The sequence below is a fragment of the Bradyrhizobium sp. NBAIM18 genome (assembly GCF_020193825.1).
GTDB lineage: Bacteria > Pseudomonadota > Alphaproteobacteria > Rhizobiales > Xanthobacteraceae > Bradyrhizobium > Bradyrhizobium yuanmingense.
Genome location: NZ_JADYVO010000006.1, coordinates 118,323 through 138,945 on the forward strand (window position 1 = coordinate 118,323; position 20,623 = coordinate 138,945).

The following is a 20,623-nucleotide window of genomic DNA, read 5'->3' on the forward strand; positions in this document are numbered from 1 at the left end:
CTATCACATGCCCTCGGCCGAGCAATTCACCATCCAGGGAATGCCGAACTTGTCGACGCACATGCCGAAGCCCTTGGCCCAGAACGTCTTGCTGAAGGGCATGGTGACGCTGCCGCCGTCGGCGAGCGCGTTGAACTTGCGCTCGCCATCTGCGGGGTCCTTGACCGTCAGCGAGATCGAGAAGCCCTGCGGCTTTTGAAAGTGCTCGGCCGGCGCGTCGGACGCCATCAGCACGCTGCCGTCGGGGAGCGACATGCGCGCATGCATGATCATCTTCTCGCGGCCGGGCGCGGCGGGCATCTCCGGCGGAGCATCCGATGCACGCATCATTGCGTCGATCTTGCCGCCGAGAACCTTGGCGTAATAGTTGAACGCTGCTTCGCAATTGTCCTGGTAGAACAGATAGGGATTGAGCATCGTCTCTCTCCTCTTCGTTTGCGTGAGGCCTATTGCTTCTCGGTGAGCTTCTTCAGGCCGGCGAGACCCGTCTCGAAATCCTTGCCGATCATGCTGTCCATGTTGAAGAACACCTGCATCAGCTTGGACAGGAACGGGGCCGGACCGTACATCGCCCATGTGACGAGTGTGGCATCGCCTTGCGGCACAAAGGTGAACTCGGCGGTGTTGTGGCCTTCGAACGGCCGCTCGAAATCGAGCTTGATGCGGAGCTTGGAGGGCCCGGTCGCCTCCAGGATCTCCATATGGCCGGCGCCGACCTTGTTGTTGCCGTCCCAGGCATAGGTCGCACCCTTCCCTGCCGCGGCTCCGCCGAACGTCCGCTTCATGGCGGGATCGCGGGCCTCATAGGGCGACCAGGCGGTCCAGCGATGGAAATCGGCAACCAGCGGATAGATCGCAGCGGCCGGCGCCTTGACGGCGAGCGAGCGTTCCACACGGAGGGTATCGGGCTTCGTCAGGGCAAAGACGAGGACCGCGGCAAGGCCGGCGGCGAGAACGATGGCGATGACGGCAATGGCTTTCAGCATGGATGGCTCCCCTGGTACGGGATTAAGACGAAGGGGAACGGCGGGGGCCGACAATGGGAGAGAAATTCTTTGGCGCACTTCCCACCGCTCGTCATGGCCGGGCTTGTCCCGGCCATCCACGTTCTTGGCGTAGATGGAAGGACCGTGGATGCCCGGGACAAGCCCGGGCATGACGATGTGGAGGCAGACGGGCCTACTTTGCCTTCGTACCCAACTTCACGCTGCCATCGCTGCGCTTCGGCTGGCTGTCCCGGATCAGGCGATCGAGATGCATGCGGATGTGGGCGGCTTCGGCCGAGGTGTTGGCGAGCGCGATGGCGCGGTCGAAGGCGATTCGGGCTTCGTCGTTGCGGCCGAGCTGCATCAGGAAGGCGCCGCGCACGCCGTAGAAATGGAAATAATTGGCGAGCTTCGGCGCCAGCGGCTCGATCAGCTCGAGCGCGGCCTGCGGCCCGCGCACCTTGGAGACCGCGACCGCCCGGTTGAGCGTCACCACCGGCGAGGGCTGCACCACTTCGAGCGCGCCGTAGAGCAGGTCGATCTCCGTCCAGTCGGTCTCCTCCGGCGTCGCCGCGCGCGCATGCAGGGCGGCGATCGCGGCCTGGATCTGGTAGGGCCCGCTGCGGCGGTGGCGCATCGCCTTGTCGATCAGCGCGAGGCCCTCCGCGATCATGGTGCCGTTCCACAACGAACGATCCTGATCGTCCAGCAGGATCAGCGACCCGTCCGCGGCAAAGCGCGCCGCGCTGCGCGCGTGCTGCAACAGGATCAGCGCGGTCAGGCCCATGATCTCCGGCTCGCTCGGAAACAGCCGCAGCAGCAGCCGCGCCAGCCGGATCGCCTCCTCGCACAGCGGCTTCCTGATCTCCGCGGTGTCACCGCTCGCCGAATAGCCTTCATTGAAGATCAGGTAGATCATCGCCGCGACGCCGGCGAGCCGTTCAGAGCGCTCGACCGCGCCCGGCGCCTCGAACGGCGTCCCGGCCTCGGCCACCTTTGCCTTGGCGCGCGTGATGCGCTGCTCCATCGCCGCTTCCGAGACCAGGAACGCGCGGGCGATCTGCTTCACCGTGAGGCCCGAGACGATGCGCAGCGCCAGCGCGATCTGCTGCGTCGCCGGCAGTCCTGGATGGCAGCAGATGAACATCAGCCGCAAGATGTCGTCGCGATAGTGCGAGCCGTCGAGCCGCTCGGCCAGCTCGCCTTCGGCGTCGTCGAGATCGGAGATCGCCTGGTCGTCCTCAGGCAGCGGCTGCTGCCTGCGCGCGCGTCGCACTTCGTCGATCGCGACGTTGCGGCCGACCATGATCAGCCAGGCCGCGGGATCGCGCGGCGGCCCATTCTGCGGCCAGGTCTTGAGCGCGCGCAGGCAGGCGTTCTGAAACGCCTCCTCGGCGGTGTCGAGATCGCGGAAATAGCGCAGCAGCGCGCCGACCGCCTGGGGTCGCGCCGAAGTCAGCGCAGTCTCGATCCAGGCGGTATCGGCCTCGCTCACGTCAGGTTTCCTCCGGGCCGGAACACGCCGACGGGACGCACCTCATAGGCGCCGCCGGGATTGGCGGCACCCAGCTCGCGTGCGACGTCGAGCGCGTCGTCGAGATTCTTGCAGTCGACGATGTAGAAGCCAAGCAGCTGCTCCTTGGTCTCGGCATAGGGGCCGTCGAGCACCAGCGGCGGATCCTCCTTGCGCAGCGTCGCCGCCGCGGTCGTCGGCAACAGCCGCGCCACCGGCCCGAGCCGACCCTGCCTGGTGAGCTTCTCCTGCACCACGGTGAGCTTCTTCATCACGGCCTCGTCCTGCTCCTTGCTCCAGGAGCCGACGAAATCCTCATCGTGATAGCAAAGAATGGCGTAAAGCATGGGCAGCACTTCCTCGTCTGTTCTGAAGACGCGCCAATATGGCCCGCGCCGACAGCGCTGCGGAAAAAATTTGCAAGAAAAATCCGGCAGATCGTGCCAAGGAGGGCTTTCTCGAGCGGAACCCAAAAGAGGCACTTCGAATGACTATGGGCACACTGGCCGTCCTGATCAACAGCACGCAGCAGAACTGGCTGCCGGAGCGGTGGAAGGCCCGGTTCGACGCGGTCTGCGGCAACCGCCGCGTGGTGCTGCTGCCGGACGTCGGGCTCGATCCGGCGGAGGTGCACTATGCGGCGGTATGGAAGCCGGTGCCGGGCGATCTCGGGGCGTTCCCCAATCTGCGGGCGATCTTCAACCTCGGCGCCGGCGTCGACGCGCTGATGGCCGACAAGAGCCTGCCCGAAGTGCCGCTGGTGCGCGTCGCCGTGCCCGATCTCACCAATCGCATGACCGAATATGTCGTGCTGCATGTTCTGATGCATCACCGCCAGGAGCTTTACCTGCGGCAATCGCAGCGCGAGAAGCGCTGGGAGCCCAGATATCAGTGGCCGGCGAGCGCGATCACGGTCGGCGTCATGGGGCTGGGCACGCTCGGCGCCGATGCGGCCGACGTGCTGCGGAGGCTCGGCTTCCGCGTCGCCGGCTGGAGCCGCAGCCCGCGCACGATCGAGGGCGTCGAATGCTTCCATGGCACTGCAGGCATGGACGCGTTCCTGCGCAAGACCGACATCCTGGTCTGCCTGCTGCCGCTGACGCCGGACACGCACGGCATCCTCAACCGCGACGTCTTCACGAAGCTCAACCGCAACAGCCCGCTCGGCGCGCCCGTGCTGATCAATGCCGGCCGCGGCGGCTTGCAAAACGAGGCCGATATTCTCGCCTGTCTCGACGACGGCACGCTGGGCGCCGCCTCGCTCGATGTCTTCGTGCAGGAGCCGCAGCCGAAGGAGAGCCGGTTCTGGACCCACCCCAACGTCCTGCTGACCCCGCACAACGCCGCCGATACCGATGCGGACGCGATCTCGGCCTATGTCGCCGAGCAGATCGCGCGTTTCGAGGCGGGCGGCGCGCTGGAGAACGTGGTGGATCGAACGCGGGGATATTGAAGCTTCGCTTCCAGCTTATCCTTTGGCGCCGATCATCACGTCGATCGCGCCCTTAACGATCGCCTCCAGCTCCTTGCGCGGCACGCGGGCGCGGGAGCGGATGGCGATGGTGTGGATGGTGGCCGATGCGATCTGCGCCAGCGCGAACGGATCGGCGCTCTCCGGCAGCTCGCCTTTCTCCTTGGCGCGGCGAAAGCAACTGGCAAAGGCCTTGTCGAGCTCGGTGAGGCCGTCCAGCACCATGGCGCGGATCTCGGGATCGCCGACCGCCTCGGACGCCGCGGTGACGACCGTGAAGCAACCGCGCGGCCCGGTGTCGCCGGACAGATAGATGTCCAGCGCGGCCGCGTAGATGCGCTCCAGCCGCTGGCGCAGCGGCATCTCCTCGCGGAAGATCGCGACCATCGCCGCGCCCGCTTCATCGCGATAGCGCTGGTAGCTTTTGATGTAGAGCTCGCGCTTGTCGCCGAAGGCGCCGTAGAGGCTCGGCCGGTTCATGCCGGTGGCGGCGCTGAGATCGTCGAGCGAGGTGGCCGCGAAACCCTGCTTGCGGAACAGGTCGAGCGCCTTGCCGAGCGCGATATCGGGCTCGTAGGCGCGCGGACGGCCGCGGCGCTTAGGCCCACCGCGACGCTCGGGCTCGCCGCGGCGTTCGGGCTGATTGGCAGCAGCTGGCGGCTTCGATTTTTGTACCATTCCGCAAGTTATTCCTTGACCTCACCCATATTATGCAAGATGGTACAAAAATCAATCTGGCCAGGTTGAGCGACACCCAAAGAGGAATTGCCCAAGGAGGCTACAGATGGATCTCTATTTCTCGCCGCTTGCCTGCTCGATGGCGACACGCGTCGCGCTGTATGAAGCCGGCGCCGAGGCGAACTACCTCGAAGTCGATCCGCCGACCAAGAAGGTCTTGAGCGACGGCTCCGACTTCCGCACCGTGAATCCGATCGGCCTCGTGCCGACGCTGCGCACCGACGACGGCATGGTGCTGACCGAGAACGCTGCGATCCTGCAATATGTCGCGGACCGTTTCCCGCAAGCCGGCCTCGGCGCGAGCGCCGGCATCGAGCGCACGCGGCTGCATCAATGGCTCTGCTTCATCGGCACCGAGCTGCACAAGGGTCTCTTCATCCCCATGCTCGACCGCAAGGCGCCGCAGGAAGTCAAGGCCTATGCCCTGGAGAAGAACCTGTCGCGGCTCGACTATCTCGACAATTACCTGAAAGGACGCGAGTTCCTGCTCGACCATTTCAGCGTGGCCGATGCCTATCTCGTCACGGTCATCAACTGGACCATGGCGACGCCGCCGATCGAGCTTGCGAAATGGCCGAACCTGAAGGCGTATCACGAACGGCTGCGTCAGCGACCTTCGATTGCCAAGGCGATCGCGGAGGAGTTCGAGCTGTACAAGGCCGAGCTCGCGCGGAAGAAGGCCGCGGCCTGAGGCCGCACGCGAGCTCCGTATTGGCGCGGCAGCGCGCTATCTCGGCGCCTGCAGCGCGATGCCGTAGCGGCGGTAGATCCGGTCGATCGTGCCGTCGCTGCGCAGCCGCTCCACGGCTGCGTCGATGGCTTCGCGCAACGCATCGTCCGGCCGGACCATGCCGACGCCGACGTTCCAGTTCAGATCGGCCGTGCTCTCGTCGCGATCGAGGATCCGGAGCGGTTTGTCCGGGTGGGTCAGATTGAAATAGCTGGCGGCGGTGGGCGTGACCGCGGCGGCGTCGATCTCGCGGTTCGACACGGCCTCCAGGCTGTCGCTCTCGAAGCCGAAGGTCGATATCGGCACGCGCCGCCGGCCGATGATCATGGCTGCGATCGATCCAACTTGCACGCCCACCTTGGTCGATTCGTTGAGGCTGGCGAAGGACGTGAGCGTGCTGGATGACGGCACGGCGAGCGCGACGCCTGTGCGATAATACGGTTTGGAGATTCTCAGGCGGGTTTCGCCTTGCGCTTCGCGATCGGCGATGACGTCCAGGAGAATGTCGCAGCCGGCGCTGCGCATCTGGTACTGCGTGATGATCCAGTCGAGCCGCAGCGAGACACCGAGCTCGCGTGCCAGCACCCGACCGAGTTCGACCTGGAAGCCGGGCGGATCGCCGGTCTTGTGCGCGAAGGGAAGCGAATTGGGATGTGCGCAGAGCCCGATCACGCCGCTGGAGCGGATCGCCTCCAGGGGGCGCGCCGCCGCCTGCCCCGACAGGACGATGGCGGCAGCGACGATGACCGGGACAAATGTCTTCATTCCACACTCTATGCTAGTTAGCCGTCGCGCGGTTTCAGGGCGCGGATGTACTTGACCATCTGGTCGATCTGGGCGTCGGTGAAGGCGCCGTCAAAGGCCGGCATCGCTCCTTGCTTGCCGTGCTTGATGCGACTGCGGATATAGTCGTCGTCGCGCGGCGAATTCATCAGTTGCGGCCCCTTCCCAGCGGCCCGGCCACCGTCGGAGTGACAGAAGCCGCAAGTCCCCGCAAACACCTGCTCGACCTCGAACGCCGCGTTCTCCGGCACGGGTGTGGCGGATTGGGCCTGGGCCATCGCAGCCCACAGCAACGAGGCGCTCAGCCCCGCCAAAATCGTCTTGCAAGACAGTCTCAACAGGTACGCTCCATTCCTGAGCCACGCGGCCGCGACATCGATCGAGGAGCGGGCTTGCGCCCGCTCCATGATCAGAACATCTGCGGCAGACTATTTCAGGCTGAAGACGACCAGGGCGCCGTCGTCACGCGGCATGCTCTTGTAGACGCCGCCGAAGTTCGGCGCATATTCGTCCGCCAGCATCCCGCCGAAGCCCGCCGTCACCGCGATATATTGCTTGCCGCCGACGGAGTAGCTGACGATGCCGCCCTGGTGACCGGTGCCGTTGTTGTGCTTCCACAGCTCGGCGCCGGTCTCGGCATCATAGGCGTGCAGCACACCGCGGGAATCAGGCACGAAGACGAGGTTGCCCGCGGTCGACAGCACGCTTCCGAGCGGAGGCTCGGGATAGCGAACCTCCCATTTCTTCGCGCCCGTGATGGGATCGCGCGCGTCGAGATGTCCGTAGATCTCGCCACCCGGAGGAGGCACCATCTTGAAATCGGCACCGATGTTGAGCTGGACCTGCGGCGTGGTGACCGGCGTCGTCTTCTGGATATCCAGCGTCATGCACCATTCCTGTCCGATCTTGTAATAGAGACCGGTCTTGGGGCTGTAGGAGCCGGCGTTCCAGCTGATGCCGCCGCCGATGAACGGACACAGCGGTGGTTCGGTGACCTTGCCGACCGGGAAATCGCGACGGCCGATCAGCGCGCCGGTCTTGGGATCGATATCCTTGACGAAGTTGATGTTCTCGACCAGCCGCCAGACGTTCTTCACTTTGAGATTGCGGTCGTAGACAAAGACGAAGCCGCCCTTGTTCGGATGGACGACGTATTTCTGGCCGTCTCGCTCGAGCATCACGAATTCGCCGACCGAGCTGTCGAAATCCCAGGCATCGTGCGGCAGTTCCTGATGGTAGAATTTCAGCTTACCGGTATCGATGTCGAGCCCGATCACCGAGCTCGTGTAGAGGTTGTCGCCGGGGCGCGCGCCCTGCGTCTTGTAGTCCGGACCCGACCAATCGTAGAGCGGCGCCGGGTTCGCAGTGCCCCACAGGATGGTGTTGGTCTCGGAATCGTAGGTGCCCGGCATCCAGCCGCCACCACCGCCGGTGCGCCAGGACTCGTTGCCCCAGGTCTTCATGGCCTCTTCGGTGCCTGCGACCGTTAGGAACTCCCACTTCTTCTTTCCGGTCGCGGCATCCAGCGCGAAGATCGGGCCGCGGCCCGGCCATTCGCCGCCTTGCGCGCCGATGATCACGCTGCCCTTCGCATAGAGCGGCGCGCCGGTGAAGCCGACCGTCAGCTTCTGCGAGTCGATCAGCCTGGTCTCCCAGAGGACCTTTCCGGTCTTGGCGTCCAGCCCGAAGACACGGCCATCCATGGTGCCGACGAAGACCTTGCCTTCGCCGAGAGCGACGCCGCGGTTGTAGGGAGAGTGGGTCTGCCGGCTGATCAGCGCCTCATCCAGCTCAGGAAAGAACGACCAGATGACCTCGCCGCTGGCGCCGTTCAGCGCGAAGACGCGGCTGTAAGAGCCCGAATAGTACAGCACGCCGTCGGCGACGAGCGGCATCGACTGCAGGCCGCGCGTCGATCGCCCGGGAATGTGCATCCACGCCACGCCCAGATTGCCGACATTGCTCGTATTGATCTGCGCCAGCGGGCTGTAGTGATGGGATTTGTACGAACCGTGATAGGTGAGCCAATCGTTCTGGCCGGCGGCCTCGATACGGGACGTATCCACCGACTGAGCCAATGCCGCCGTCGCTGCAAATGTCGCAACGGCGACGACAGGCAGGACCGAGCTGAGCCACTGTTTCCTCATTTGCACTTCCTCCCGCTCTTGTGTTTGTTGATTGCGTCTCGTGAACGCGGCTTGCGAGGGTATTTGCAGTTAGTGTGCGTCGATCGTCCTCCATCGGACCGGAGCGGCAACAGACGTCCCCTCGCTCGGCGCATCGCGCCGAGGAGCCACGTTCACCGGAGTGGTTGCTGTTGTACTTCTGCTTACCGTCACACTGTACGACGGATCACAGGGCGTGCAAATATGGAATGCGCACCGAAGTCGCTTCGATGCAGGGCGACTTGAAACGGCAGCGGCGCTGACCGTTTTTGCTTTCGATCCGCCGATCCCGGAACAAGTCGTCTTATCCGTAAAGCACCTTCGGCAGAATCGTGACGATCCCGGGCCACAGCGTCAGCAGCAACACGAAGCCGATCATGATCATCAGATACGGCATCGTGACGCGGGCGATGTAGCCGAGACCGTCGTCGGTCAGCCCCTGGATCACGAACAGGTTGAAGCCGACGGGCGGCGTGATCTGCGCCATCTCCACGGCGAGCACAAGGAAGACGCCGAACCAGACCTCGTCGAAGCCGGCGCCCTTCACGATCGGCAGCACGATCGGCAGCGTCATCACGATCATCGAGAAGCCGTCGAGAAAACAGCCGAGCACGAGATAGAAGACGATCAGCGCCACGATCAGCATGAAGGGCGACAGGCCGAGGCCCTTGACGAACGCGGCCACCGCCTGCGGGATGCCGAGGAAGGCCGCGGCATTGCCGAGGATCGAGGCTCCCAGCACGATCAGCGCGATCATCGAACAGGTGACGACCGAGCCGATCAAGACGTCGCGGATCACCTGTTGCGACATTGCGCCCTGCGCCCAGGCAACCAGAGCCGCGCCGAGCACGCCGACGGCGGCAGCTTCCGAGGGCGTTGCGAGCCCGCCATACATCGAGCCGAGCACGCAGGCGATCAGGAACAGCGCCGGCGCGAGGTCTTTCAGCGCTGCAAAGCGCTCGCTCCACGGCACCTGCGAGAGCTTGGCTTCGGTCTCGGGCACCATCGCGGGCTTGAGGCTCGTATGCAGCATCACCCAGGCCATGAAGGTCGCGGCCAGCAAGAAGCCCGGCAGCACCCCGGCGGTGAACAGCTTCAGGATCGAGACGTCGCCGAGCACGCCGTAGATGATCATGATGTTGGACGGTGGGATCAGGAAGCCGAGCGTGCCGGCGCCGGCAAGCGAGCCGATCGCGATGTCGCGGGAGTAGCCGCGGCGTAGGAGCTCGTTGAGCGACATGCGGCCGATCACCTGCGTCGTCGCCGCTGACGAGCCCGAGATCGCCGCAAAGATGGTGCAGCCGATCACGTTGACATGCAGCAGGCGGCCGGGCAGCAGCCCGGCCCACGGCGCCAATCCCTGAAACAGCGAGCGCGACAGGCGGGTGCGGAAAAGCAACTCGCCCATCAGAATGAACAGCGGCAGCGCAAGCAGCTCCTGCGTGGTCAGGATGTTCCAGGCGTATTGCGGCAACAGCTTGTCGAGCGGGATCGAGCGGAACATCGCGAGCAGCAGCGTCGCGGTGAGCGCAAGCGTGAGGCCGATCCAGACGCCGCAGGCCAGCAGCACAAACAGAATCGCGAACAGGGCGACGACTTCGATGGTCATGCGATCTCGGGTCCGGATGCGGGCAAGGCGATCATTCGACGGGCGAGGCCTTCATGCGATGGTCCTCCAGCGGCAGGCCGAGCGCGGCCTGGATCGCACGCGCCAGGAACTGCAGCGTCAGCAGCAACATGCCGAAGGTGACGATCGCCTGCGGAAACCACAGCGGCGTGTCGCTCGAGGTCGAGACCTGGCCGCGCAGGAAGGCGCTCCAGGCGAATTTCGCCATGGCTGAGGTCAGGAACGCCATGAAGGCAAAGCCGGCCGCCGCCGAGAGGATCTCGAGCGCGCGCTGCACCGGCACGGGTGCGTTCTTCAGGAGCAGCACGACGCGGATGTGGCCGCCGACGCGCAGCGTCATGGCGGCGCCGAAAGTGAAGGCCGCCGCCATCAGATAGGAGGAGTATTCCCACGCGATCGAGATGCTCGGCGGGAAGAACGGCAGGAAGTTCGAGAGGAAGCGGGTTGCGACCTCGCACAGCATCAGCAGCGTCAGCATGAGCAGACAGAAGCCACCGATCCAGCCGTCGAGCCGGCCGAGGCGATCGATGCCGTCGAGGACGATGCGCAGCGGCGCGGGCGCCGCTGCGTTGAGGCTTTGCGATGCTTCGGGCGAAAGGCTCACCACGCCTCGCCCTCAGCCGCGCTTGATTTCGGCGAGATAGGCCCGCACCGGCTTGTCCGCCGCCGGCACGCGCTTGAGGAAGGCGTCCAACTGCGGCGCGGTCTTGGCCCGGATGTCCTTCATCATGGCGTCCGAGACCGGCACCACCTCCATGCCGCCCTCCTTGAGGCGGTTGAGGCTGTCAACATCGGCCTTGAGCGAATTGGCCCAGAAGCCGGGCTCCATCTTCGCCGCGATGTCAGCGACCAGCTTCTGTTGATCGGCGCCGAGCGCCTTCCAGGCATCGAGATTGACGGTGAGCATCTGCGACGACCAGACATGGTTGGTCGGGTAGACGTATTTCAGGAACTCCCAGAACTTGCCGTCGACGCCGGACACAGACGAGGTGGAGACCCCGGCCACCGCGCCGGAGGCGAGTGCGGGGATCGTTTCGCCCCAGGGGATCATCACCGCCGCCATACCGATGGCATTGAGCATCTCGACCGCGTTCTTGTCGGGCACGCGGATCTTGATGTTCTTGAGGCCCTCGACGTCGGCGACCTTGGTCTTGAGATGCAGATATTGCGTCGGCCAAGGCACGATGTAGAGGATCTTCTGATTGTTACGCGCGGCGATCTTCTCATATTCGGGCCGCACATATTTGTGCAGCACCTTGAGCTCGTCCACGGAGCCGCAGAGGAATGGGATGCTCTCGACGCCCATGAAGGGCTCGTCGCCGACCTGCTGGATGTTGAGGACGTCGGCGAGCGGCACCAGGCCGTCGCGCACGGCCCGCAGGTGCTCGGGCCCCTTGAAGCCGAGCTGGCCGCCGGCCTTCACGGTGATGGCGACCGCACCATTGCTTTGCTTCTTCACTTCCTCCGCGAAGGACATCGCGTTCTGGGTGTGGAAATTGCCGTCGGGCCAGACCGTCGACATATCCCAGCTCGTTGCCGCCCGTGCGCGAGTCGAGATGTGGCCGGCGGCGAGCAGCGTTGCTGCGCCCACAGTGAAGTTCCGTCGCGTAATCATTGCTCCCCTCCGTTTACCAAGCGCGCCGATGCATCAACGCGCGTACCCATAGACGTTGACTGCGTTCTCCGAAGACACGAGACCGCTTGCGACGTCGTCGTTGACGGCCGCGCGATCGCGCTCCCTGGGATCGCCGATGCCGGCACCGCCGGGCGTCAGCACGACCAGCCGATCGTCCGGCGGCACCTGCTGAAAGCCCTTGCCGCGCAGCTTCTTGCCGGATTTGAGACCGACATAGCCGGCCTCGCCGTTCTGGCCGCCGTCCCGCCCGCGCGGCGGATGATCGATGCGGTCGAACGCGGCGAGGATGTCGAACGGCGCATCGACGCCGCTGCCGACTTCGATGATCTGGCCGAGGCCGCCGCGGGTGCGCCCTGCCCCACCGGAATCCGGACGCAGCTCCTTGCGCCAGAAGATCAGCGGCGTCTGGGTCTCCGCGATCTCGACCGGCGTGCCGCGCACGCCGCTTGGGTAAGCGGTCGCCGACAGCCCGTCCTTGCCGAAGCGCGCACCGGTACCGCCGTTGGAAGTCACCGCCATCGAGAATCCGTAATTGCCGCCGGCGCCGGAGCGGGTCTGGCCGCGTACGTTGAGATTCCACAGGCAGGAGGTGCCTTCCGCAGGCACGCGCTCGGGAATGATCTGGCGCAGGCAGCCGAACACGACGTCAGGCAGCATCTGGCCGATGACGTGGCGCGACGCCACGGGCGCCGGTTTCGGCGCATTTAGGATCGCACCCGCCGGCGCGGACACCGTCAGCGGCGAGAGCGAGCCGGCATTATTCGGGATCTGCGAGGCGACGACGCAGCCGAGGCCGAACACGGTGTAGGCGGTGGTGTAGGACAGCGGCACGTTGATGCCGAACTTCGAGGCCGCCGAGGTGCCGTCGAAATCGACGTGGATGCCGGTATCCGAGATCGTCAGCGTCGCCGCCAGCGTCACCGGCGCATCATAGCCGTCGACCACCATGGTGTTGCGCCAGCTGCCCTTCGGCAGCTTGGCGATTTCGGCCAGCACCGCCTCGCGCGAGCGGTCGCAGATGTAGTCGCCGAGCTCGTCGAGCGTCTCGATGCCGAACTCGCTCATCATCTCGACCAGGCGCTCGCAGCCAACGTCGTTGCAGCCGGCGAGCGAATAGGTGTCGCCCTCGGTGTCGATCGGAAGCCGCGTGTTGGTGCGGATCATCGCCATCAGCGTCTCGTTGACGACGCCCTGATCGATCAGCTTCAGCATGGGGATGTAGAGCCCCTCCATGAACACGTCGGTGGCGTCGGGCCCGAAGCCGATGCCGCCGATGTCCATGAGATGGCTGGTGCAGGAGAACAGCGCGACGACCTTGCCGTCCTTGAAGCAGGGCGTGGTGACGACGAAATCGTTGAGATGACCGGTGCCCATCCAGGGATCGTTGGTGATGTAGGCATCGCCCTCCTTCATCGTCTCGATCGGGAAGTGCGCGATGAAGTGCTTGACCGATTCCGCCATCGAGTTGACGTGGCCGGGCGTGCCGGTCACCGCCTGCGCCAGCATCCGGCCCTTGAGGTCGAACACGCCGGCCGAGAGGTCGCCGCATTCGCGCACGATCGGGCTGAACGCGGTGCGAAGCAGCACCTGCGCCTGCTCCTCGACCACGGCGATCAGCCGGTGCCACATGATCTGGAGGTCGATCAGGCTCGCGCCATTTGCCTTGCTCATGATCAGGCCGCCTTTCGTTCCATGACGATGCTGCCGGCACCGTCGATATGGGCGTCGAAACTGGTGGAGACGAAGGTCGAGGTTTCGTCTTCCGCGATCACGGCGGGGCCCGCGATGGTCGCCCCCGGCGCCATGTCCTCGCGCCGATAGAGCGGGATCTCGATCACTTCGCCGGCCCGGCCGTCGAAGAATCTTCGGCTGCCGGACGCCTTGGCCGCGGGCTGGCGCGCCACGGAAGCGACGGCGGGCGGATTGCGCGCCTCGGTGGTCGCGAGCACCGACCAGCTCAGAACCTCGATCGCCGCGCCCGGGATCGGTCGCTCGAACATCGCCGAATAGTCGGCCTCGAACTTTTGCCGCAGACCGGCGAGATCGGCCGTCGTCAGCGGACGGTTCGGCAGCTCGACGGTGATCTCGTGGCCCTGGCCGACATAGCGCATGAAAGCCGCGCGGCGCTCGCGCACCGGCGCGCCGGCCGCGCCCGGCTCGACCAGCGCGCGCGCTTCGGTCACCATGTCCTGAAGCAAGTCAGAGACCGCCTCGGTATCGAAATCATCGAGCCGGACGTGACGGCTGCGCACCAATTCATACGCGATGGGAGCCGCCAGAAATCCGACCGCCGAGCCGACGCCGGCGTTCGAGGGCACGATCACGCGGGAGACGCCGATCTTCTCGGCAACGCGCGCCGCATGCAGCGGCGCGGCGCCGCCGAAGGCGATCAGCGTGTGCTGGCCGACCACCGCGCCGCGCTCGACAGCATGCACGCGCGCGGCGCTCGCCATGTTCTCGCAGACCACCTCGTGCACGGCATAAGCCGCTGTTTCCGCCGACAGGCCGAGCGGCGCACCGACATCGCGCAGCAGCGCCTGTTTCGACAGCTCCGGATCGAGTTTGATCGTGCCGGCCGCAAAGGCGTCAGGATCGATCATGCCGAGCGCAACGTCGGCATCCGTCACCGCGGGGCGCTGACCGCCGCGGCCATAGCAGGCCGGCCCCGGCTCCGACGAGGCGCTCTCCGGGCCGACGGTGACGCGCTTCATCGCATCGACATGGGCGATCGAGCCGCCGCCGGCGCCGATCTCGACCATCTCGATCACGGGGATGCGCACCGGCAGGCCGGAGCCCTTGAGGAAGCGCGCGGCGCGATCGACCTCGAACACGCGCGAGGTCTCGGGCTGGAATTTCTCGATCAGGCAGATTTTCGCGGTGGTGCCGCCCATGTCAAAAGAGAGCACCTTGCTCTCGCCAAGGCGCGCCGCGATCTGCGCCGCGAAGATCGCGCCGCCGGCCGGACCGGATTCGACGAGACGCACTGGAAAGCGCCGCGCGGTCTCGATCGAGGTGACGCCGCCGCCTGACGTGACGAGGTAGATCGCGCCGCGGAACTGCTCGACCTGCAGGGCGTCGGCCATGCGGGCGAGATAACCGTCGATCAGGGGTTGCACATAGGCGTTCGCGACCGCAGTCGATGTGCGCTCATACTCGCGAATTTCGGGACAGACGGCGGAAGACACCGTCACGGAGATGCCGGGCATCTCCTCGGCCATGATCGCCGCTGCGCGTCGCTCGTGCTCGGGATTGGCGTAGGAGTGCAGGAAGGCGACCGCGACGCTCTCGACGCCGAGTTCACGCAATTTCGGCGCGAGCGCGCGCACGGCCGTCTCGTCGAGCGGGAGGCGGACGGCGCCGTGGGCGTCGATGCGCTCGGGCACGGTGAAGCGGAGGCCGCGCGGCGCCAGCGGCTTCGGCTTGTCGATGCTGAGATCGTACTGGTCGTAGCGGCTCTCGGTGCCGATATCGAGCACGTCGCGGAAGCCCTCGGTCGCGATCAGCGCGGTCTTGGCGCCGCGCCGCTCGATGATGGCGTTGGTTGCAAGCGTCGTGCCGTGGATGAAGACGTCGATATCGCTGATATGCGCGCGTGCATCGGCAAGAATGAGCCGCATGCCGTCCAGCACCGCCTGCTCGGGGCGCTGCGGCGTCGTCAGCACCTTGCGGGTTTTGCGGTCTTGTCCCACGTCCAGCACGATGTCGGTGAACGTGCCACCGATATCAACGGCAAGCCGCACCTCGGCTCCCTCGAGCATTCCAATTTCTCCGTGCTGATCGTCAAGTTCGGGTCCAAAAGCGCAGCAATTCCCGTGCCATGAGGCATGCGTACAACGCTGTGCCCGGCTATTTTGCGCGGCACCTATGCAATAGGCAAGGCGTGTTCGCGCCTGAGCGATCAGAGCAGGAATGCAAGCGCCGCTTCACAGCGCTCCTCAACCTTCAGCGTCAGGAGATCGTCGGCGCGGGTGCGGCCGAGATTGACCGCGGCGATGGGGATATTGCGCCGCGCGGCGGCTTGGACGAAGCGGAAGCCGGAATAGACCATCAGTGACGAGCCGACGATCAGCATGGCATCCGCCTCTGCCAGATGATCTTGCGCCGTGGCCACCACCTCGCGCGGCACGTTCTCACCGAAGAACACCACGTCGGGCTTGAGGATGCCGCCGCAGGCTTCGCAAGGCGGCACCTCGAAGGAGGAAAAATCCTCGTGCTCCAGATCGGCGTCGCCGTCGGGTGCATCGGCGGCATCGAGCGTCAGCCATGCCGCATTGGCGCGGCCGAGCGCATGCTGAAACTCCTCGCGCGGCGTCTTCGCCCCGCAGCCCATGCAGCGGACCAGATCGAGCCGGCCGTGCAGGTCGATCACTTGCCGATGGCCGGCCGACTGATGCAGCCGGTCGACGTTCTGGGTCAGCAGCATCCCGCACCGGCCGTTCGCCTCGAGCCGGGCCAGCGCGCGATGCGCATCGTTGGGCCTCGCCCGGCCGAACCGCCGCCAGCCGATCAGGCTGCGTGCCCAATAGCGGCGGCGGGTTGGCTCGTCCGACATGAAGGCCTGGAAGTTGACGGGCTGGGTCCGCTTCCAATTGCCCTGGCTGTCGCGATAGTCGGGAATCCCGGAATTGGTGCTGCAGCCGGCGCCCGTCAGCACGAACAGGCGTTCGTGCCGGCCGATGAAATCCTGGAGCGGAGGTTTTGCCGGAGGGGCATTCGTCATGGCGCATGATGTAGTTCGCGCCGGCCCGTTTTGCCAGATGACGACAATCCCGGCGCATGGCGGCCGCATAGCCGCTATCGGGGCGACCGCCGTCCCGTGAGATCGAGCGGACGAGCTTTCTCTTGTCCCGCGATCCGCGCGGCCTGCTGCAGCGTCAGCCTGAACTCGTCCCGCTTCTCGTGCACCGAGGCGATCGCATGCCCGACCGCAACGCCGAGGCCGACCAGTGCGGCTTCGGAGAGCTGCAGGCTCGCCTCGATGGTTTCCGGCACCGCATCGGTTGCGCCGATCGCGTAGAGATGCCGGGCATGATCTGCGTCCCGCGCACGCGAGACGATCAGCACGTCCGGCCGCACCGCCCGGATCCGCTCGACGACGGCATCGATCGCCGGCCGCGACTGGATGGTGATGATCACGCCGGTCGTCTGCATCAAGCCACAGGCTTCGAGGAAACCCGGCTCTGTCGCATCGCCAAAATAGACCTTGTGACCGTCGCGGCGATCACGCGCCACGTCGACGGCCGCGTGATCGACCGCGATGTAGTTCAGGCCATGGCTGGTCAGCAGGGAGCAGACCACCTTTCCAACACGGCCATAGCCGACCACGATGGCTTGCGCGCGGTCGCCGGGCGGCCGAACCGCGAGCTCGGGATCGGGCGTGCGTTCGCTGCTCAGCTTCGCGGCCAATTTTCGTCCAAGAATGCTCAGAAGCGGCGTCAGGGCCATCGTCACGGCGGTGACGGCGACGGCAAAGCTCGACACGCGGGGCTCGATCATGCCTCCGGCCGCCGCCATTCCGATGCTGACGAAGGCGAATTCGCCGACGGGGCCCAGCAGGAAGCCGATCTCGATCGCCGCCGGCCATGACAGCCTGAAGAGGCGCCCCAGGATGATGAGCACGATCGCCTTGCCGACGAGAATGCCGACGACGGCGGCCAGCAGCCAGCCGGGCTCGCGCAGGAACACGCGGACGTCGATCGCCATCCCGACGGTGAAGAAGAAGATGCCCAGCAGCAGGCCCTTGAACGGCTCGACGGTGGCCTCGATGGCCTTGCCATATTCGGTTTCCGCCAGCATCAATCCTGCAACGAAGGCTCCGAGCGCCATCGACAGGCCGGCCTGGTGGGCGGCAAGCCCTGCGCCGACGATGACGAACAAGGTCGCGGCAACGAACAACTCCGTCGAATGGGTGCCTGCAACCATCTGGAAGAGCGGACGCATCAGCAGCCGTCCGACCAGAGTGAGGAAGGTTACCGCCAGCACAGCCTTCAGGACCGCACTGGAGATGTGCGCCACGACCGAGCCACCGCTTCCCGCGCCGAGCACCGAGACGAAAACCAGAATGGGGACGACTGCGAGGTCTTGAGCCAGCAGCACCGAGAAGCTGGCGCGCCCGACCGAGGTGGAAAGCCGCCTCTCGGCGGACAGGAGCTCGAGCACGATCGCCGTCGAGGACAGCGCAAGGCTCGCGCCGAGGATCACGGCCGTATCGGAGCTCTGCCCGAAGAGAAGCGCCACGCCGAAAATCATGGCCGACGTCGCGAGGACTTGCAGGCCGCCGAGCCCGAACACCAGACGCCGCATCGTCATGAGCCGTCTGAAAGACAGCTCGAGCCCGATCAGGAATAGCAGGAACACGATGCCGAGATTGGCGATACCCTCGACGTTCTGGGCGTCCGCCACCGTGAACCAGTACAGGAACGGGAGGTCCTTGACGAGCGAGCCGAGCCCGAGCGGACCGAGAATGGCGCCGGCCCCGAGATAGCCCAGCACCGGATTGATGCCCCAATGCCGGACGATCGGCACCACGACGCCGGCGGTGCCGAGGACCACCAGTGCGTCACTATAGGCATTGATGTTGATGGTTGTGGTCACGGGCCCTTCACGTGTCGGCGCTCGCCAATAGCGGCAGCGCCATCCACGGTCGATAGCACACGGCGCCGCAGACCCCCAACCGGTCACGCCCCTCTATCCCACGCGAGGCGCGCGCAACCCCAAGCCGGTTTTCAGCTTGCCCAGTTCTCCCGAAACTCTGGAAACAGCGTCAGGCCCCCGCAGGCATAGATGGTCTGGCCGGTGATGTAGCTGGCGTCGTCCGAGGCGAGGAAGGCGAACACCGCGGCGATCTCTTCCGGCGTGCCGACGCGCCCCATCGGAATATGGGAGGTGACGACGCCGCGCTTCTCCGGATCGCCGGTCCAGGCCGCATTAATCGGCGTGTCGATCGCGCCGGGACCAACCGCATTGACGCGGATGCGCTGGCCGGCGAATTCCAGCGCCAGCGTGCGCGTCAGATTGGCCATGCCGCCCTTGCTGATCGAGTAAGCGAGATAGCCGGGTTTGGGAATGATCTGGTGCACGCTGGAGCAGTTGATGATGGAGCCGCCTCCTCCGCGCGCGACGAAATGCGCCAGCGCCTTCTGCGCACACAGCACGGCGCCGTTCAGGTTGACGTCGATGATGCGGCGATAGGTTTCGACGTCGAGCGCCTCGCTCGGCGATTCCCGCTGGAAGCCGGCATTGTTGACGAGACAGTCGAGGCGCTTGAAACGCGCCAGGACCGTTTCGAACATCGCGGCGATGTCCTGCTCGCCGCCGACGTCGGCCTTGACCGCGAAATGGTCGAGCCTGCCATGACCGCGGTCGGCGGATGCGGTTCGTGCGAGCGCGAGCGTCTCGTCCGCCCCCTCGGGACTGCCGAAATAATTGATGGCGACGGTCGCGCCTTCCTGGGCGAGCCGGATGGCGACGGCACGGCCGATGCCTTGCGAGGCGCCGGTCACCAGCGCGTACTGGCCGACGAGGCGCGAGGGAAACGGGGTCGAGCGTTCGGTTTGCGGCATGTGTTTCTCCGGGATGCATCATCATGGAGGGAACCGGCGTTTTGTTCCATCCCTCGCAGATGCCGGGATCTAGTCGGCCCGCTGCGCGCGCGGCGAGGTCAGGATCTGATAGAGGATGATCGCGCCGAAGGTCGCGGTGCCGATGCCGCCGATCGTGAATGCACCGAATTTGAGCGTGAGATCGCCGGCCCCTGCGATCAGCGCCACCGCGACCGTGATGAGGTTCGCAGGATTAGCGAAGTCGACCTTGTTCTCGACCCAGATTCGTCCGGCCATCGCCGCGATCAATCCGAACAGCACGATCGAAAGTCCCCCGATGACGGGACCCGGGATCGACAGGATGAGCGCGCCGAATTTCGGCGAGAAGCCGAGCAGGATCGACACCAAGGCCGCGAACGCAAACAGCAGGGTCGAATAGACCTTGGTCGCCGCCATCACGCCGATGTTCTCGGCATAGGTGGTGACGCCGGTGCCACCGCCGCACGCCGCCAAGATGGTAGCTAAGCTGTCCGCGAACAGGGCGCGGCCGAGATAGGCATCGAGGCTTCGGCCGGTCATGGCGCCAACGGCCTTGATGTGCCCGAGATTCTCGGCAACGAGAATGACGGCAATCGGCGCGATGAGGAAGATCGCATCGGCATGGAAGCTCGGCGCAGTGAAGTTCGGCAGCCCGAGCCACGGCGCGGCCGACAATTGCGTGAAGTCGATCGGCTTGCCAAAGCCGAGGCCGTTCGCGAACAGTAGGTACAAGAAATAGCCGCCGACCGCCCCAAGGATGATCGGCAGGCGGCGCCACAGGCCTGGTGCTGCAACGGCGACCACGCCGATAATCAAGACGGTGGCGAGGCCGATCCAGGTGTCGAATGCATTGGCGCTCACTGCCTTGACCGCCACCGGCGCGAGATTGAGGCCGATCGCAGCGACGACGGCGCCGGTAACGGCCGGCGGCAGCAGCCGCTCGATCCAGCCGACACCGGACCACATCACGACCAGCGAAATCAGGCCATACAGCACTCCGGCGCCGACGATGCCGCCGAGCGCAACCGACAGGTTCGGGTTCGGCCCCTGCCCAGCATAGCCGGTGGCGGCGATGACGACGGCGATGAAGGCGAAGCTCGAGCCGAGATAACTCGGCACGCGCCCGGCGACGATGACGAAGAAGATCAGCGTGCCGACGCCGGAGAACAGAACTGCAACGTTGGGATCGAACCCCATCAACAGCGGCGCAATGATCGTCGCACCGGACATCGCGACGCAATGTTGAAGACCCGAGACGATGGTCTGGCCCCAGGACAGTCGCTCCTCCGGCATGATCACGCCCGAGGTCTTGAGCTTCCAACGTGGAAAATAGCTCTGCTCGTCCAAGCCTGTTGCGATCGGCATGTTCCCACCCAAGTTCGGCGCAACGACCG

19 protein-coding genes are annotated in these 20,623 nt (G+C 65.5%); 2 read left to right on the forward strand and 17 right to left on the reverse strand.

What is annotated here, in order from left to right; genetic code table 11:
* Positions 1–3 precede the first annotated feature (3 nt).
* The 4 genes from I6F17_RS15695 to I6F17_RS15710 form a co-directional block, all read right to left on the reverse strand.
* On the reverse strand, positions 4–417 hold the full coding sequence (locus I6F17_RS15695; protein WP_225126604.1) for a VOC family protein: 414 nt from the start codon (positions 415–417) through the stop codon (positions 4–6).
* Between the two features lie 29 nt (positions 418–446).
* The gene (locus tag I6F17_RS15700) at positions 447–986 is read right to left on the reverse strand and encodes an SRPBCC family protein (protein WP_225126602.1); all 540 of its coding nucleotides are present in this window, start codon (positions 984–986) and stop codon (positions 447–449) included.
* Positions 987–1,179: 193 nt separating this feature from the next.
* Positions 1,180–2,481 carry an RNA polymerase sigma factor gene (locus tag I6F17_RS15705; protein WP_036041341.1) on the reverse strand — a complete coding sequence of 434 codons (1,302 nt, stop codon included), beginning with the start codon at positions 2,479–2,481 and terminating at the stop codon, positions 1,180–1,182.
* A complete protein-coding gene (locus I6F17_RS15710; RefSeq protein ID WP_035998498.1) occupies positions 2,478–2,846 on the reverse strand; it encodes a YciI family protein in 369 nt (122 codons plus the stop codon). Before I6F17_RS15710 ends, I6F17_RS15705 begins: the two co-directional genes overlap by 4 nt.
* A 140-nt stretch (positions 2,847–2,986) precedes the next feature.
* Here I6F17_RS15710 and I6F17_RS15715 point away from each other — a divergent pair, with 140 nt between their 5' ends.
* Complete coding sequence (locus I6F17_RS15715; protein ID WP_225126600.1) at positions 2,987–3,952, forward strand: glyoxylate/hydroxypyruvate reductase A; 966 nt, start codon at positions 2,987–2,989, stop codon at positions 3,950–3,952.
* Positions 3,953–3,967: 15 nt separating this feature from the next.
* On the opposite strand, the gene I6F17_RS15720 is transcribed toward I6F17_RS15715, so the two are convergent.
* Positions 3,968–4,648, reverse strand: coding sequence for a TetR/AcrR family transcriptional regulator (locus I6F17_RS15720; protein ID WP_225126598.1), 681 nt, complete (start codon positions 4,646–4,648; stop codon positions 3,968–3,970).
* Between the two features lie 106 nt (positions 4,649–4,754).
* Here I6F17_RS15720 and I6F17_RS15725 point away from each other — a divergent pair, with 106 nt between their 5' ends.
* Positions 4,755–5,399, forward strand: coding sequence for a glutathione binding-like protein (locus I6F17_RS15725; RefSeq protein ID WP_036041349.1), 645 nt, complete (start codon positions 4,755–4,757; stop codon positions 5,397–5,399).
* Between the two features lie 36 nt (positions 5,400–5,435).
* Here I6F17_RS15725 and I6F17_RS15730 read toward each other — a convergent pair whose 3' ends face one another.
* The 12 genes from I6F17_RS15730 to I6F17_RS15785 all read right to left on the reverse strand — a co-directional run bounded on the left by I6F17_RS15730 (position 5,436) and on the right by I6F17_RS15785 (position 20,594).
* Positions 5,436–6,203 carry a transporter substrate-binding domain-containing protein gene (locus I6F17_RS15730; protein WP_225126596.1) on the reverse strand — a complete coding sequence of 256 codons (768 nt, stop codon included), beginning with the start codon at positions 6,201–6,203 and terminating at the stop codon, positions 5,436–5,438.
* A 17-nt stretch (positions 6,204–6,220) separates the two neighbouring features.
* Positions 6,221–6,628, reverse strand: coding sequence for a cytochrome c (locus I6F17_RS15735; RefSeq protein ID WP_225126594.1), 408 nt, complete (start codon positions 6,626–6,628; stop codon positions 6,221–6,223).
* Positions 6,629–6,649: 21 nt separating this feature from the next.
* Complete coding sequence (locus tag I6F17_RS15740) at positions 6,650–8,368, reverse strand: PQQ-binding-like beta-propeller repeat protein (protein ID WP_036041354.1); 1,719 nt, start codon at positions 8,366–8,368, stop codon at positions 6,650–6,652.
* A 322-nt stretch (positions 8,369–8,690) separates the two neighbouring features.
* On the reverse strand, positions 8,691–9,995 hold the full coding sequence (locus I6F17_RS15745; protein WP_225126592.1) for a TRAP transporter large permease subunit: 1,305 nt from the start codon (positions 9,993–9,995) through the stop codon (positions 8,691–8,693).
* 31 nt (positions 9,996–10,026) lie between these two features.
* Positions 10,027–10,620 carry a TRAP transporter small permease gene (locus tag I6F17_RS15750; protein ID WP_225126591.1) on the reverse strand — a complete coding sequence of 198 codons (594 nt, stop codon included), beginning with the start codon at positions 10,618–10,620 and terminating at the stop codon, positions 10,027–10,029.
* Positions 10,621–10,629: 9 nt separating this feature from the next.
* Positions 10,630–11,628, reverse strand: coding sequence for a TRAP transporter substrate-binding protein (locus I6F17_RS15755; RefSeq protein WP_225126589.1), 999 nt, complete (start codon positions 11,626–11,628; stop codon positions 10,630–10,632).
* Between the two features lie 33 nt (positions 11,629–11,661).
* Entirely contained in the window at positions 11,662–13,320 is a 1,659-nt protein-coding gene (locus I6F17_RS15760) for a hydantoinase B/oxoprolinase family protein (RefSeq protein WP_225126587.1), read from the reverse strand.
* Between the two features lie 2 nt (positions 13,321–13,322).
* Positions 13,323–15,407: a hydantoinase/oxoprolinase family protein gene (locus I6F17_RS15765; protein ID WP_225126577.1), complete on the reverse strand. Its 2,085-nt coding sequence runs from the start codon at positions 15,405–15,407 to the stop codon at positions 13,323–13,325.
* A gap of 140 nt (positions 15,408–15,547) precedes the next feature.
* Positions 15,548–16,369 carry an NAD-dependent protein deacetylase gene (locus I6F17_RS15770; protein WP_036041370.1) on the reverse strand — a complete coding sequence of 274 codons (822 nt, stop codon included), beginning with the start codon at positions 16,367–16,369 and terminating at the stop codon, positions 15,548–15,550.
* Between the two features lie 74 nt (positions 16,370–16,443).
* Positions 16,444–18,243 (reverse strand): cation:proton antiporter, encoded by a 1,800-nt coding sequence (locus I6F17_RS15775; RefSeq protein ID WP_036041373.1) that lies wholly within the window; start codon positions 18,241–18,243, stop codon positions 16,444–16,446.
* Positions 18,244–18,374: 131 nt separating this feature from the next.
* Positions 18,375–19,211 carry a glucose 1-dehydrogenase gene (locus I6F17_RS15780; RefSeq protein ID WP_225126575.1) on the reverse strand — a complete coding sequence of 279 codons (837 nt, stop codon included), beginning with the start codon at positions 19,209–19,211 and terminating at the stop codon, positions 18,375–18,377.
* Between the two features lie 69 nt (positions 19,212–19,280).
* Entirely contained in the window at positions 19,281–20,594 is a 1,314-nt protein-coding gene (locus I6F17_RS15785; RefSeq protein WP_225126573.1) for a solute carrier family 23 protein, read from the reverse strand.
* Positions 20,595–20,623: the final 29 nt, after the last annotated feature.